This window comes from Methanoregula sp. (assembly GCF_049686655.1).
Taxonomy (GTDB): domain Archaea; phylum Halobacteriota; class Methanomicrobia; order Methanomicrobiales; family Methanospirillaceae; genus Methanoregula.
The window spans coordinates 73411-88127 of the sequence record NZ_JBAVIG010000078.1 but is presented as its reverse complement, the minus strand read 5'-3'; the positions used below and the strand labels follow the sequence as shown (position 1 = coordinate 88127).

Annotated in this window: 15 protein-coding genes; 1 reads left to right on the top strand and 14 read right to left on the bottom strand. The window is 55.4% G+C overall.

Features of this window, described 5'->3' with window-relative positions:
- Window positions 1-144 precede the first annotated feature (144 nt).
- Window positions 145-627, top strand: coding sequence for a hypothetical protein (locus WBL42_RS11585; protein ID WP_424721437.1), 483 nt, complete (start codon window positions 145-147; stop codon window positions 625-627).
- Between the two features lie 2 nt (window positions 628-629).
- Here the strand turns inward: WBL42_RS11585 and WBL42_RS11580 are convergent, their stop codons facing one another.
- From WBL42_RS11580 to WBL42_RS11515, 14 genes are all read right to left on the bottom strand, one after another.
- A complete protein-coding gene (locus WBL42_RS11580; protein WP_424721436.1) occupies window positions 630-1844 on the bottom strand; it encodes a phosphoglycerate kinase in 1215 nt (404 codons plus the stop codon).
- 18 nt (window positions 1845-1862) lie between these two features.
- Window positions 1863-2492 carry a V-type ATP synthase subunit D gene (locus WBL42_RS11575; protein WP_424721435.1) on the bottom strand — a complete coding sequence of 210 codons (630 nt, stop codon included), beginning with the start codon at window positions 2490-2492 and terminating at the stop codon, window positions 1863-1865.
- 7 nt (window positions 2493-2499) lie between these two features.
- Window positions 2500-3888, bottom strand: a complete 1389-nt coding sequence (locus WBL42_RS11570; protein ID WP_424721434.1) for an ATP synthase subunit B — start codon at window positions 3886-3888, stop codon at window positions 2500-2502.
- Window positions 3885-5651 carry an ATP synthase subunit A gene (locus WBL42_RS11565; RefSeq protein ID WP_424721433.1) on the bottom strand — a complete coding sequence of 589 codons (1767 nt, stop codon included), beginning with the start codon at window positions 5649-5651 and terminating at the stop codon, window positions 3885-3887. Before WBL42_RS11565 ends, WBL42_RS11570 begins: the two co-directional genes overlap by 4 nt.
- Complete coding sequence (locus WBL42_RS11560; RefSeq protein WP_424721432.1) at window positions 5642-5947, bottom strand: V-type ATP synthase subunit F; 306 nt, start codon at window positions 5945-5947, stop codon at window positions 5642-5644. Before WBL42_RS11560 ends, WBL42_RS11565 begins: the two co-directional genes overlap by 10 nt.
- Window positions 5948-6997, bottom strand: a complete 1050-nt coding sequence (locus WBL42_RS11555) for a V-type ATP synthase subunit C (protein ID WP_424721431.1) — start codon at window positions 6995-6997, stop codon at window positions 5948-5950.
- A 12-nt stretch (window positions 6998-7009) separates the two neighbouring features.
- Entirely contained in the window at window positions 7010-7588 is a 579-nt protein-coding gene (locus tag WBL42_RS11550) for a V-type ATP synthase subunit E family protein (protein WP_424721430.1), read from the bottom strand.
- Between the two features lie 11 nt (window positions 7589-7599).
- Window positions 7600-7875, bottom strand: coding sequence for an ATPase (locus WBL42_RS11545; RefSeq protein ID WP_424028557.1), 276 nt, complete (start codon window positions 7873-7875; stop codon window positions 7600-7602).
- A gap of 3 nt (window positions 7876-7878) precedes the next feature.
- On the bottom strand, window positions 7879-9852 hold the full coding sequence (locus WBL42_RS11540; RefSeq protein WP_424721429.1) for a V-type ATP synthase subunit I: 1974 nt from the start codon (window positions 9850-9852) through the stop codon (window positions 7879-7881).
- Window positions 9839-10168 carry an ATPase gene (locus WBL42_RS11535; RefSeq protein ID WP_424721428.1) on the bottom strand — a complete coding sequence of 110 codons (330 nt, stop codon included), beginning with the start codon at window positions 10166-10168 and terminating at the stop codon, window positions 9839-9841. Before WBL42_RS11535 ends, WBL42_RS11540 begins: the two co-directional genes overlap by 14 nt.
- 113 nt (window positions 10169-10281) lie before the next feature.
- A complete protein-coding gene (locus tag WBL42_RS11530; protein WP_424721427.1) occupies window positions 10282-10755 on the bottom strand; it encodes an alpha/beta hydrolase in 474 nt (157 codons plus the stop codon).
- Window positions 10752-10919, bottom strand: a complete 168-nt coding sequence (locus tag WBL42_RS11525; RefSeq protein ID WP_424721426.1) for a hypothetical protein — start codon at window positions 10917-10919, stop codon at window positions 10752-10754. The genes WBL42_RS11530 and WBL42_RS11525 overlap by 4 nt, the downstream gene beginning before the upstream one ends.
- 81 nt (window positions 10920-11000) lie before the next feature.
- A complete protein-coding gene (locus WBL42_RS11520; RefSeq protein ID WP_424721425.1) occupies window positions 11001-12938 on the bottom strand; it encodes a type II secretion system F family protein in 1938 nt (645 codons plus the stop codon).
- Window positions 12935-14680: a type II/IV secretion system ATPase subunit gene (locus WBL42_RS11515; protein ID WP_424721424.1), complete on the bottom strand. Its 1746-nt coding sequence runs from the start codon at window positions 14678-14680 to the stop codon at window positions 12935-12937. Before WBL42_RS11515 ends, WBL42_RS11520 begins: the two co-directional genes overlap by 4 nt.
- Between the last annotated feature and the right edge of the window lie 37 nt (window positions 14681-14717).

The following is a 14717-nucleotide window of genomic DNA, read 5'->3' as shown; positions in this document are numbered from 1 at the left end:
TGGGTAAAATACTATAAATAGCCTGTTAATCGCACGTAATAATCCTTAAGTCATTCAAAAATGCCAAGTGTATTCCATAAATAATACTTATGGAGTACTTTTTATAGCGCGGGCTACCATAGGAGTTTGTCGCTAGGTGATTGGATGAATGAGATCTACCTGTTGCTTCTTGCCATCGTAGGGGTGTTTTCTGTCGGGTGCAGTATTGGTCTCCTCGGTCTGGGGACCATGATAGACCGCTACCCGGTTGGGGACGAATCGAGACGCGAGCGGAGCCTTGCAAGCCCGATCGAGTCCACACGTATCGCAGTAGTACTCTTCTGGACACTCTTTGTGATCGGCGTCTGGGGGATCTCCCTTGAGACACGGTTTGGCCTGATCCTCGGCATCACCACGCTCTTTGCGATCTGCCTGTTCATGTTCACAGCACTTGCGTTCTCTTTTGCCGTGCTCAGCACCATGCGGCAGAAGAAACGCAGGAGCGATATCCCGGTAGTCCAGGTACGTACAGAGGACGAGGTGATCGCGATCACACAGTCGGCAGGAAAGCCATCGGTTGTGTCCCGGAAGCGGTACGATAAACCTGTTCCTGCCATCATGCTTGGCGCGATGCTGAAAAAAGAGTGAGATTATCCGAAGATCTTTTTTGACTGTTCGAGAGCATCGATTGCAGGCAGTTTCTTGCCGGTCAGGAATTCAATACAGGCCCCGCCACCGGTTGAGATGTGGGTGAAGTCCTTCTCAATCCCGAGCTTGTCGATGACGGCTGCAGTATGCCCGCCACCGACCACCGAGAACTCCACTTTCGAGGCCGCCTTAAGGAGTTCGTAGGTGCCGGTAGCGAAGTCAGCATCCTCAAAGACACCCGCCGGGCCATTGAAAACCACGGTTCCGGCTTTCCTGATGGTCTGGACAAGTGAGGTAACGGCATCCATACCGAGGTCGAGGACCGGGGCATCATCGGGGATCTTATCTATGGGATATTCAACGCGGTGGTTATCCTGCCGGACAGCGACCGACTCCGGCATAACAACGCGATCCTTGTATCGGGAGAGGATCTCTTTTGCCTTCTGGATCTCCGGCTCATATTTGAGCTGGGTAATCAGCTGCGTAGAGGGCTTGCCGATGTTGTGGCCGGCAGCGATCAGGAAGACATTGGCGACAACACCGATCACGATCACCTGGTCCGCAATCCCGTTGTCCAGCACGTGCCGGGCAACATCGATCGAATCGTCCACCTTGGTTCCGCCGAGCACCATGCAGACGGGACGGGGGGCGCCCGAGAAGACCCGCGAGAGGTGAGAGACCTCCCTCTCCATGAGGAGCCCGCCTGCTGACCGCATGACGAGCGGAAGGCCGACAACCGTTGGCTGCGATCGGTGGGCAGTACCAAAGGCGTCGTTGACAAACACGTCTGCCATGGAAGAGAGTTTTTTTACGAGGTGAGTTTTCTTGGCTTCTTCCGGTTTCAGGGTCAGGTTCTCTTCGGCATTGAACCGGACATTCTCAAGCATCAGCACCTGGCCTGGCTTCATGGCATGCACAGCCTCCCGGGCATGGCTTCCGAAGATGCTGTCCACGTAGAGGACCGGTTTTCCGAGGAGCTGTTCCAGTTTCTCCGCGTGGGCTTCGAGAGTGGTGAAGTCTTTCTTTCCCGGGCGGCTCTGGTGGGTTACGATCACAACACGGCTCTTCTCAAGGGCACGGATGGTAGGCAGGTGCTCCCGGAAACGTTTGTCATCGAGAATAAGGTTAGAGGTGGGATCGATGGGAGAGTTGAGATCGAGCCGGAGGAGAACGGTCTTTCCCTCGGCTCCCAGGTCCATGATGGTTCCAATCGGCATCCATACCACCAAAAATGGTTATGCGGTATTCCGGGATTTAATCTTCTTCATCCGGAACAGTTCTTCCCTTTCCATCTCGTCAAGACGCATCTTGATGAAATCACGGGCTTCCGTGAGCTCGGGGATGACCTTGAACTCCAGGGCGTTGACCCGGCGCTTTGTCTTCTCGATCTCGTCGAGGAGCCGCTTCATGGTGGTCTCGATCTCCGCGCTCTCGATGATCGCCTCGACCAGCTCCTCGAACGAGGAGGCGGTCTCATCGATCACCGTAGACGTGCCGAGCACGCCATAGCCGCGGTCGGCGAGGGTCTTTCTCACCTTCGATGACTCAATCTGGGGGACGATGACCCCCATGATATTCTTGCTCTTGAGGGTAATCTGCGGGACCTCTTTGACAGAGAATGCCGCGGATTTTACCCCAATTGCTCCCTCAACGGTGTTTGCAATCGCCATCATCTGGACGGCGTGTTCATATTTCCTGAGGAGATCACCCCGGGTGTCCTTTGCTTCTGCCAGAACCTTGAAAAACTCCATGATCAGTCCATCGCGCTTCATCTTGAGGATCTTATAGCCACGCTGGGAGAGCTGGATCTTCCGCTTGAGGTTGATCAGTTCCGAGCGGGTTGGCTTGATATCGCGCAGCGCCATGGATTTTTTACTCCTTCTTTGCACCAGTGCGGAATTTCGGGTGGTACTTGTTGATCAGGTCACGGTCGATACGGGTCAGCTGCTCAACAGGCAGGGTAGCGAGGAGGTCCCAGCCGAGGTTCAAGGTATCCTCGATGGTCCGGTCCTCGTCATATCCCTGGCGGACAAACCGGTTCTCGAAGAGATCGGCAAAATCGAGGAGCAGCCGGTCTCGCTCGGAGAGCGCGTCCTTACCAACGATTGCCACGAGGCCGCGGAGATCGTTGCCTTCCGCATATCCTGCATACATCTGGTCGGAGACCTTCTTGTGGTCCTCACGGGTCTTCCCCTTCCCGATACCAAGGTTCATTAACCGGGAGAGCGAGGGCAGCACGTTGATGGGCGGGTAGATGCCCTTGCGGTGCAGTTCGCGGTTGACCACGATCTGGCCTTCGGTAATGTAACCGGTCAGGTCGGCGATCGGGTGGGTGATATCGTCACCGGGCATGGTCAGGATCGGGATCTGGGTGACGGAGCCCTTCTGGCCCTTGATCATACCGGCACGCTCGTAGAGGTTGGCAAGGTCCGTGTACATGTATCCCGGGTAGCCACGGCGACCGGGGACTTCTTCACGAGCCGCACCGATCTGGCGGAGCGCTTCACAATAGTTGGTCATATCCGTCAGGATGACGAGCACGTGCATACCGAGCTCGAAAGCAAGGTATTCGGCCGTGGTCAGGGCGAGACGGGGCGTGATGATACGCTCGACGGCCGGGTCATCTGCAAGGTTGAGGAAGACAACCGCTCGCTCCAGCGCACCGGTGCGCTCGAAGTCCTGCATGAAGTAGTTCGCTTCTTCCTTGGTGATACCCATTGCAGCGAAGACTACCGCGAAGTTCTCGGTAGAGCCGGGCACCTTTGCCTGGCGGGCGATCTGCAGCGCAACATTGTTGTGCGGGAGACCTGCACCCGAGAAGATCGGGAGTTTCTGGCCACGGACAAGGGTGTTGGTCCCGTCGATCGTGGAGATACCGGTCTGGATGAAATCCGCAGGCATGCCCCGGGCGTACGGGTTGATTGCGGCACCGTTGATGTCGAGGCGCTTCTCCGGGACTATGTCCGGGCCGCCGTCGATAGGCTTACCGCCACCGGACAGGATACGTCCGAGCATGTCCTTACCCACGGGCATCTTGATGGTCTCGCCGGTGAACCGGACGCCGCTGTCTTTCCCGATACCGGCAGTGGTCTCGAAAATCTGGACAACGACGAGTTCGTCGCTTGTGTCGAGCACCTGGCCGCGCTTGGTTGTGCCGTCGGCAAGGACTATGTTCACGAGTTCTCCGTAGGCAATCGGCTCGGTCTTTTCGACAAAGACGAGCGGCCCGGCAATCTTGCTTATCGTCCTGTATTCCTTCATGCTGCCGACCTCAGTGCACTGAATTCATCGTCCATCTGTTTCATGATCTTCGCCAGTTCAGGCTTGTAGTCCTTGATGAACTTGATCTGGGCCAGCTCGTTCTTAGCCTTGACCGCGTTGATCTGGGCCGGGCTGACACCGGCAAGCTGGGCTGCGTATGCCAGTTCGGCGAACGTCTTGATCGCTTTCATCATATCGTACTGTTTCTTCATGTCACAGAACGTGTCGACCGAGTCGTATGCGTTCTGCTGGAGGAAGATCTCACGGATCATACGGGCGACCTCGATCGTTACCTGTTCTGATTCGGGCAGGGCATCGGAACCGACAAGCTGCACGATCTCCTGGAGTTCTGCCTCTTTCTGGAGGACTTCCATGGCCCATGACCGTATCTTGTTCCACTCGGGTGAAACTTCTTTGTCATAATAGTCGTGGAGGGCTTCGAGGTACAGGGAGTACGAGTTCAGCCAGTTGATGGCCGGGAAGTGCCTGCGCTGGGAGAGTTTGGCATCCAGCGCCCAGAAGACCTTGACAATACGCAGGGTGTTCTGGGTGACCGGTTCCGAGAAGTCCCCGCCGGGCGGGGACACGGCACCGATGACAGAGACCGAGCCGCGGGCCCCGTTGAGCGTCTTGACCAGGCCTGCACGCTCGTAGAACTCCGAGAGCCGGGCTGCAAGGTATGCCGGGTATCCTTCTTCTCCGGGCATCTCTTCGAGACGCGAGGAGATCTCACGCATCGCTTCTGCCCACCGGGAGGTTGAGTCTGCCATCAGGGAGACATCGTATCCCATGTCACGGAAATATTCTGCGATCGTGATACCGGTGTACACCGATGCTTCACGGGCTGCCACCGGCATGTTGGACGTGTTTGCGATGAGCACGGTCCTCTCCATGAGCGGTTTACCGCTCTTCGGGTCTTCGAGGTGCGGGAATTCCGTAAGAACTTCCGTCATCTCGTTGCCGCGTTCTCCGCAGCCGATGTAGACCACGATCTCTGCATCAGACCATTTCGCGAGCTGCTGCTGGGTAACCGTCTTGCCGCTCCCGAACGGGCCGGGAATTGCGGCGGTCCCGCCTTTTGCAATCGGGAAGAGACCGTCGAGGATACGCTGACCGGTGATCAGCGGGATCGTCGGGTTCATCTTCTCTTTTACGGGACGGGGGACACGGACCGGCCAGCGCTGGATCATCGGGTACTCGCGGCCATCGTCAAGAATACAGATGATTTCATCGACCGTGAAGTCTCCGCTCTTGATCGTCTTGACCGTTCCCGGCTTCGCATTCGGAGGCAGCATGACCTTATGGACGATGTTGGTCTCCTGCACTTCGCCGAGAATCGCACCAGGTTCGACCTTGTCACCGGCCTTGACGAGCGGCTTGAAGGTCCACTTCTTCTCATGGGAGAGACCGGGCGCCGATACACCGCGCTCGATGAAGTTGCCCATCTTGTCGACGAGCACCGCAAGCGGGCGCTGGATACCGTCATAGATACTGGTAAGCAGGCCGGGCCCGAGTTCGACTGCAAGGGAGAGTCCGGTGTTCGTGACAGGTTCACCGGGACGGATACCCGAGGTATCCTCGTATACCTGGATGATGACGTTATCGCCCTGGATCTTGATGACTTCTCCCATCAGCGCTTCTTTCCCGACCTTCACCACATCGTACATGTGGGCGTCAAGGTTGACTGCCGTTACGACAGGGCCGGCGATTCTTTTCAGAACCCCGTGTTTCTCTTCTTTTGCTTGTTTGTTCTTTACTTCCACAGATCAACACCCACCGATCTCTTGATTCTCTCTCTCATGGACAGGCCACCTTTCTCCTCGCCGCCGATAGCAATCACGGTCGGTTTCACCGAATTATCCAGTGTGGCGCGGAGCCTGCGGGGGATCTTCTCCATATCACTGCTGTTGAGGACGAGAATCCCTACCTCGCCGTCCTGCAGCACACGGGTGATGTACTCGTTGAGCTTCTCATCATTCTCGGCAGCATACGTCTTGCGGATGCCTGCCAGCCGGAACCCGAGGATGAACTCACTGTTGCCGATTACTGCGATCTCCATTTACATCACCAGGTATTCTGCGATCTTCTCCGAGGGCAGCTTCGATTCCTTGCCGCGGGTAAGCGCCCGCAGGTTGAAGACCTCGTACTTCTTCTTCTCAAGGTAGACGAGGATCGGGTGGATGGAGAAGGGATTGCGCTTGGACATCTTCTCCATCTGCTCTATCTGCACCCGGGTCAGCCTGACCTCGATGTCGTGCATGGCCTTATGCCCTTTGAGCTCATCGAGCAGCGCATGCAGGCTGTCGCTCCGGATCGTTGCCTTAATCTGGTCGATGAATTCGTTCTGGTCCTTGATTGCATTCAGGTTTGCAAAATCCGTTGCAGACAGGGACCCCCCGGTGATAAACATCTCCCGGACATCCTCTGCCCCGGTATCCGCCCGCAGCCTAAAGAGGGTCTTTACATTCCTGATGTTTATCTCCAGCTGGATATAGGAGAGGAACGATGCCCCGCCCTTGATTCCTGCCTTTGCATCGCCGATGATCTCCGCATAGAGATCCTTGTAGAGTTCATTCTCCATCCGGGAGAAGGACCCGCTCTCTTTTGCAGCCGGGTATTCCTGTGCAAGCACGGGGTACATCCGGTGACCCTTTAATAGCTCGATGATCCGGTCGTTGCTGTCCTCGGCGAGCAGCCGGTCGAGCATTACCTTGTCCAGGCTGCCAGCCGGAATCAGGATCTCCTTGATCCGCCCGGTCTTCTCGCCCTGCACCCTGCCACGCAGGATTGTCAGGACATTCTGGATGTCCCAGCGACGGAGGTATGCCCGGGTAAATGCCTTGAGCGTGCCCGGGGTGATCTCCTGGATCTTCTGGTATTCCTTTGCCAGGTTCCAGCTCAGGGCAACTTCCACGAGGTCCATGCCTTTGAACGTAGTCCCGAGTTCGTCGATTTCCTGTTTGTATTCGGTCTCCTCGATGACACGGGTGATCTCCGGGATACTCATGTTGAGCATCCGCATGTACTCCTCACGCGGGAGGAGCTTTGCCTTCCTCACCCGCATCCTGGTACAAACGTAGATGTACGGTGCTGAAATATTCACACCCATACCTGTACCTCCTTACCCGAACAGGATATCCGACGCATCCTTCAACCCGGATTCCCACACCTTCATAAGGAACGTGCGGTAGCTGTAATCAATCTGCAACTCGGCGCCCGCACCCTCGATCAGAAGACCGCCATCGATTGCGACCGGCGCCCCGACCGCGAATACTGCAAACTCCGGGTGTTCGGCAATAACCGCCTTTGCGGCTGCAACATCCCGGGCAGTGCAATAGATGGTCCCGGACGGGATCTCCTTTTTTGCCTCGGTGAGGAGCTTCTTGATAGCTTCCCGATGGAAACTTTCAGGGAGGCTGGCAATCTCCGACCGGGTCGTTTCGTAGACCTGGTCAAGAAGGGCCTTCTGCGTATTGAGCAGTTCGCGCTTGACCAGCAGATTTGCTGCAGAGACATCCTGGCTTACAAGATGTGTTGCCTGTTTCGCGACTTCCTCTTCTGCGGCAAGCTTGATCTCCCCTGCACGCTTACTGGCGGCTGTGAGAACAAGATCGACTTCCTGTTTCGACTCCTGCCGTATCCGGTCCGCTTCTTTCCTGCCGTTTTCCCTGATCTCTTCGACTACTGCTTCCAGTCCCATTGTCCTCTCCTTTAGAACAACAGGAGGAGGCCGACGACGAGACCGAAGATGACGATGGTTTCAGGGATAACGGTGAAGAGGAGACCCAGACCGAAGAAGTCTTTGTTCTCTGCAATTGCACCGACTGCTGCTGCTCCGATACCCATCTCGGCCACACCGGTACCCACGCCGGTAAGTCCGACGGCGAGACCTGCGCCGATTGCCTTCATTCCCATCTGCGATGCCTGGATTGATGCGAGATCTGTTGCCGATACTGCTACTGCTGTTGCTGTTCCTGCGTCTACCATAATTTATTCCTCCGTAAATCTGCGTTTCATTCCGAATGGAACGTACCTTTTGCCTCCACCCTTGTAGAACTTGGTGAAGAATTCGACATAGTGCAAACGAATCGAGTGAAGCCCTCCACCCAAGATGCCCAGTGCGGTGTTGAGCGCATGCCCGAGCAGGAAGATCACGATACCGACAAGGATCATGACGATTCCGACGATGGAGAGACTCTTGAGACCCGGATTGATGAACATTCCGATCGACATGTAATTGACGACCATTGCGATGGCCACCGACGACAGGCCGACCGCAACGAGACGTGCATAGGAAAGGACATGGGATATGATGGTGGGCAACTCGACCACTTCAAGGATCGAGTCCCTGGCGATACATCCCACGCCAATAAGGATGAGTACTGCTCCGGAAACGGTCCCGACATTCAATGCGGCTGCAACCGCCGGAAGCCCGGTGAGATTGGGCATATACGGCATGGCAACATTGGACCAGATGCCGATGACCAGCCCCCACATGACCGCAAGCCAGCCGAAGTTTGCCATCACGGCCTTGATACGGTGTTCGCCATGGTCCTGTTGTGCATGGTTGTACATACCGAGCACCCTGCCAAGCGTGATGTGCAGGATACCGATCCAGATCGACATGATCATGAGTGCAGGAATTGCCGGGCCTGCACCGCCTTCCGCACCGCCGCCGATCAGCAGGTGCCTGGAGAAGATGATCGGGCTCCACGGGAGCTCGAATCCGAGGAACTCGGAGAAGAGCAGGCCGAAGATGATGCTCGATATGCTGGCATTCCGGAGTACACTTATGAACTGAACCCCTTCTTCGCCTTTGATAAATTTCCGCAGGCCAAAGCACATGACAAGAAGGATCAGGCCATACCCGACATCCCCGAGGATCATACCAAAGAAGATCGGGAATACGATGGCAAGCATCAGCGTCGGATCCACTTCCGTATAATTCGGTCTCGAATAGACATCCATCAGCATCTGTGCGGGCTGTGCAAATTTCGGGTTATTGTACTCGACAGGCACGGCATCGTGTTCCGGATCAATCGGTACAACGGTGACAAAAATCCTGCCGCCGGTTACCCTGACAAGGGACTCGCTCACTTCATCAACCTTGTCAGTTGGGATCCAGCCTTCTGCAACGAAGGTCTGCTTTGTGGTCGCAAACCGGAGCGGGGCTTCGGTCTTCTCCACTTCAGCTTTTAAGAATTCCTCACAGGCGACCAGGAACCCGGCGTGCTGTTGTCTGACGGCATCCAGTTTCCCGTTGATGTCAGCAATCTGTTTTGCAAGGTCCGCGATCTGCCCGGTATAATAATCGATGCGTGCCTGCGGGGCACCCGTCTCATCGGGGACAGGGACTGCCTGGAATGCGGCTGCCTGCAGGGCCCGCTCCACCTCGCTGCGCTGCCCTGATGCGACAACCACGACAAGGAAATTCTTTTCTTTGCCTTTGGAGAAGAACTGCTCACACGGGACAGGGAGCACAACCTCGCCCGTGACATACCCGGCATATACGGTGAAACCCGCATAACCCCGGAACAGTTCAAGCTCGGCAGGAATGTTGAGAAACGGCGTGATCTCGGTGATCTTCTCTTCGGACTCTTTTGACCGGATCTCAAGTTTCGAACGTCTCTGGGTCAGTTCCCCGACCTCGCGTTCAAGACCCGGAAGATCACGTTCGATCTGAGTCCGGAGTGCGGACCGTGAAGACCGGGCTGTGGGCTCCATGTCATCGCCGCGGATGGCAATAGCGTTCTCGATAGCCCGGATCTTCAGCAGGTCGCCTGACGCTTCGCTTGCACTTGAAAGAGGCGTACCGATCCTGAAGCCCTCATAGCCTTCCGCTCCTGCTTCCACAAACTCCTCGATGTGGAACAGGTGGTGGTGGTAGAGCTCCGCTATGACCGGGCCCATCTGGTCCCGGGAAGCGGCGATGAGGATCCGGCTCATCTGCTTAGGCTTTAACATGCAGCTGCTCCTTAAACCGCAAAACCAGCAGCTGCACCGCCTTTGGAAGGTTCTGTTCGCCCTTCTGTTTCAGTGCTGCTGCGCGCTGGTTACCGCCTTTGATGATTTCAGCGTGCTTAAGTGCCGCCTGGTGCCGTGCTTCTTCCAGTTTCAGCTTTTTGTACTGTTCTGCATTGCTCTGCGCTTTCGTTACCAGATTGTCAGCTTCAAGCTCGGCCTCTGAATGTCTCTTCTTTTTCTCTTCCTGGGCCTTGCTGATCACTGACTGGTACTCTTCTTCAGCTTTCTTGATGTCTCTTAGGACCTCAGTCTTCATCCAACCCTCCTCTCACGGCAGTACAATAGTAGGTGAAAAAAACCATATATGTATTGTCATTTTCGATCAAACTGGTGATCCCTAAGGGAAAACACAGCAATTTCTCCCGGAAATCAGGAGAATTCGGTTAATATCCGGGATTTTACATAATGGGGAATAATATTTCCGGGGAGACCGGAAATTTGTATGGCACCGGGAAGCCCCTTTAAGGTTATTCCGGCCAGCTCGTCGCCGGAACAGACAAGGTGCTGTTCCGGGTGTGTTCCCCGCTGGATCGAGCAGCTGGTGATGATCTCCGGCCAGACCGACACGAGATAAGAGAAACGCCGGCATCCGGGATGGTTTTTCGGCAAGACGATCAGGGGCATGTGGTATGTCCTGATAAACTCTGCCAGCATGATCGCCGGTTCTATGGAACCGCCTTCGGGTGCTGATACCACCACGAGATCATCGGGTTCAACCGTCTGGCAGTATTCCATTTCCGGGGTCTCTATGCAAAGACCGAACCGGGCATTTACTTTCGCAGCCAGTAAAAAAGAGTGTTCGCCGCTGACGAGCAGGAACTCATCCTCCAGAGGGTGGATCATATTTCCGTAACGTTAGCCGAATCGCAGTTCGGGCAGATGGGTTTTTTGTTCGGGTTGATGTGAGGGAATTTTTCCTCGCAGTCATTGCAGCGGTAGTTCTTAACCTTCACCCGGTCGTCATCGAAATTCAGGTCCCCGGTAGGGCCTCCCCCGACAGTGCACATATGCTCTCACCTCACTACGACATCTTCATGTGAAGATTTAATGGTATCTCGCAGAGTGTATAAAAACCCGGTCTCTTCACATTACAGAGCAACGAGAACGAAATTGAATGCCACAAGGGATATAATGAGGAGGACACACGAGTGTTTCACCCCCGCTGCAAGTGAGGATTCACCCATCTGGCCGGCGATGAGACCGGAGAACAGGGCCTGGATTAGGCAGGCGTGGTACAGTAGCCGGCCAAAGGTTACTGTAGGGATGGATCCGATGCCTGCAAGTGGCCCGGCTGCGGGAATTCCTTTAGTTGAAATGTTTGCAAGGACAGGCAGGAACTGCGTGGTCAGAACAGCCACCACAAAGAGGAAGACAAAGAACGAAAGGTACACGATTGCCGTGTAGATGAACATCTCAGAGAGGCGTTCCCTCTTCAGGACTTCGCTCATCTTCGCATCGCTCGAGGCAATGGAGAGCACTTCCCCGATCTGTCCGCTCATCTCACTCGCCTTGGTAATGAGTGTCACGGTACGGGCGATTGAGGGCGTGCTTACGCGCTCTTCGAATCTCATCAGCGCCTCAGTGAAGTTCGCGCCCCATTCCATATCCCTCTTGATCCGGCGGATCTCGTAGCTGAGGAGCCCGAGGTTTGTGTTCACCATGATCGCAATTGCCTGTGCAATGGTCAGCCCGACCTGGTTGATACCGGACATCCGCTCCAGGAAATCCGGGATCAGGGACTGGATACCGAGTACTTTCCGGGACCAGATCTCGTAGAAGATTGCATAGGGAATCAGGATCATCAGGACCGCGATGACAACATGGGAATCGACTACACCGATGTAGGTCTCAACGTCATGGTAACGAGGGACCTCCACGAATACGAGGATGAGGTAGATGATGGCCGCGGGAACGGTGATAAAGAGGGTGTGGTTGACATTGCTGATGAAACTCTCAAGCGGGTGACGAAGGTGGTGGACGAATGATCGCAGGCGATCGTACTTTTTCAACTGTTCAAAGAGAGGCTCTTCGTTACCTTTCTGAACGATGGTGACATCCGCATATGTATGGAGCCATTTGGTCCTGACATACCGTTCCGTCTTCTCCCCCTTGATGGAGATGAGATCAATGAGCAGGATGAAGACCAGGGATCCGATCGGCATGATCGCATAGGTTACGAGAGATAGCTGGAGTACCGCCTGTCCGCCCATCATCCCCATCACTACCATGATGATGATCAGGAAGAGGGGACCGGCAACAAAGAGGGTCACATACGATTCGGCGACAATGGAAAGGACATTGAGGAACTGCCGCTGCTCAAAGCGTGCCTCTTCCTGGTACAGCCTGACCCGCATGGAGAGGAACCCGGCCATGTCCCCGCCACTCTCGATCACTGAAAGGAGATCCTCTAAGAAGGTCTTGAGTTTTTCCGAGGGGGTGGTTTCCGATAAGTGGCGGATCGCCGTGACCACATCATACCCGAAGAAATCTGCATCCCGGACGATCTGCCGGAACTCCAGGGCCACCTCCCCGTAGATGTTCGACCTGTCTGAAAGGGACCGGAAGATCGTCATCAGCTGGGCGCCGCCCCGGCGCATGGCATACATGTAGGCCACCGCGTTGTGCAGGGTCAGGTTGATCTTGATGGACCGGTTGTTCTTCTCGATCCCCGGGACTTTCAGCAGCAGGACGTAACCGATGTAGGTACCTGCAAAAAACGAGAAGAGAATGATAATTGCCTGGATATAAACGGCAGGATAAATTGCGTTGAAGATAACCGGCATCTGGAGATTGAACACATTCGATATGCCGGAACGGCCGGTCACCATCTGCAGGGAGACAAAGGCACTTGCAAAATACCCGATAACCGCAAACAGGATACCGGTGAGGAGCGCAAGCTTGATCGAACGCCAGAGGTACTGCTCAAGGGTCATCCCGACCCGGGCGGAGATCATGTCCGCGTGCAGACCGTGGTACCTCAGGGGATCTTTTTTTATCCAGCGGTACAGGTAATTTCTTACGATCATCGGAGTACCTTGCGCAGGTCGTCGATATTGGAGAGGACGGATTTCGCATCGATATGGTACGCGTGGAAGAGAGATGCCACCGAGATGTAATCCATGATGCTTTGTTTTTTCATCGCGTTGAGGATGGAGATGCGGAGGGTGATCTCGCTTTCCAGCTGTTCCCGGGTCCAGCCCCTCTTCTCGGTGATATCTGCATATATCTGCGATCTGCCGGTATAGCTGAAAACGTCGCGGACCGGGTCGTACACGAAGACGTTGTTGACCCGCAGGTTGCCGGTCGAGGGATCGATACCTGCGATCTCGACCACTTCCTGGACCCTGCGGACGCGTTCAGTGCCGTGGTAGATCAGGCCCTGGACGCTGATGATATTCAGGGCCTGCATCATGTTCCGGGGGACATTCAGGGGTTCACTCTCAAGCCGGTGGATCGCGGCATCCACACTGCCTGCATGCATAGTCGAGAAGGTGGTATGGCCGGTGTTCATCGCCTGGAAGAGCGTCTGGGCCTCGACCCCACGAACTTCCCCGACAAGGATGAATTCGGGCCGTTGTCGCATCGCTGCCCGGAGCAGGTCGAACATGTTAATTGCGTTTCCCCCCTCGGTCAGTGCTTCCCGGGTGACGCTGGCGATCCAGTTGTCGTGGTAGAGCGTGATCTCACGCGTATCTTCAATGCTGACAACTTTTGCCACGGGCGGGATGAACAGCGAGACCGCATTTAATGAGGTGGTCTTCCCGGATGCGGTCCCGCCAATGAAGAGGAGGCTCTTGTTGTTCTCGATCGCCATCCAGAAGTAGACGAGCGACTCTGCATTGAACGTCCCGTTTTCCATCAGTTCGACAGGTGAGAAAGGCTCTTCCCGGAATTTACGGATAGTAAACGATGTACCCCGGGTCGTCACTTCTGTGCCAAGGGTCAGCTGCAGCCGAGACCCATCGGGAAGGGTCGCATCGATCATCGGAGATCCCGTGGAGATATGTTTGCCGGAGCGCTGGGCGAGCGTGATGGCAAGGGAGTGGAGGACTTCGGATTCGAAGGCGATGTTGGTCTTGATGTTCCTGTATTTCCGGTGATACAGGAAGAGCGGGATCTTGTTCCCGTCGCACGAGATATCCTCGAGCAGGGGGTCCTTCATGAGGGGGTCGATCCGCGACCAGCCGATGAAGTTCCGGATCAGGAAATACTGGAGCTTGAAGAGCGTGGAAGCCTCCAGTTCAAGGCCGTAATCGTCCAGAAGGGCCTGCATCTTTTCCAGGAGGATACGCTTCCGGTCTTTCCTGATCTCCTCTGACGTGAGGATCAGCACGTCCCGCAGGTCCTCGTGGAGCCGTTCGAGCAGCTCGTATTCAAAATCGGAGAGGGAGGGTTCGAAGAGGAGGTATTCCTTCTGGTTGGAGCGCCGGTTATGGGCAATGATGACCAGAGAGCGGCCGCGTTCCACCCAGTACTGGTCAACCTCTTCGTATCCGTCAGGGATCCGTACGTCGACAAGGGATCCGTCCCGTTCAAAATCGTACTCTTCAATCGATGATTTCTTCAGCCCTTTTATGAGGCGGAAATAATGGCGGTAGGTAGCGTCGGGTTTTCCAGGTTGCGGTAAAGCAGCTGCCGGTGCGGTTTCAATCCTGTTCTCAGGTTTCTCCTGGGGTGAAGGTTCCGTGGCGGACCCCGGTGGGGCCTGATCCTGCCCGCCCGTGGATGTGTCCTTCTTTAATGAATTTATGAAATCCGCTATCTGCATGACACGACGCTCCGTGAGATACTTTATGGGTTCTTCC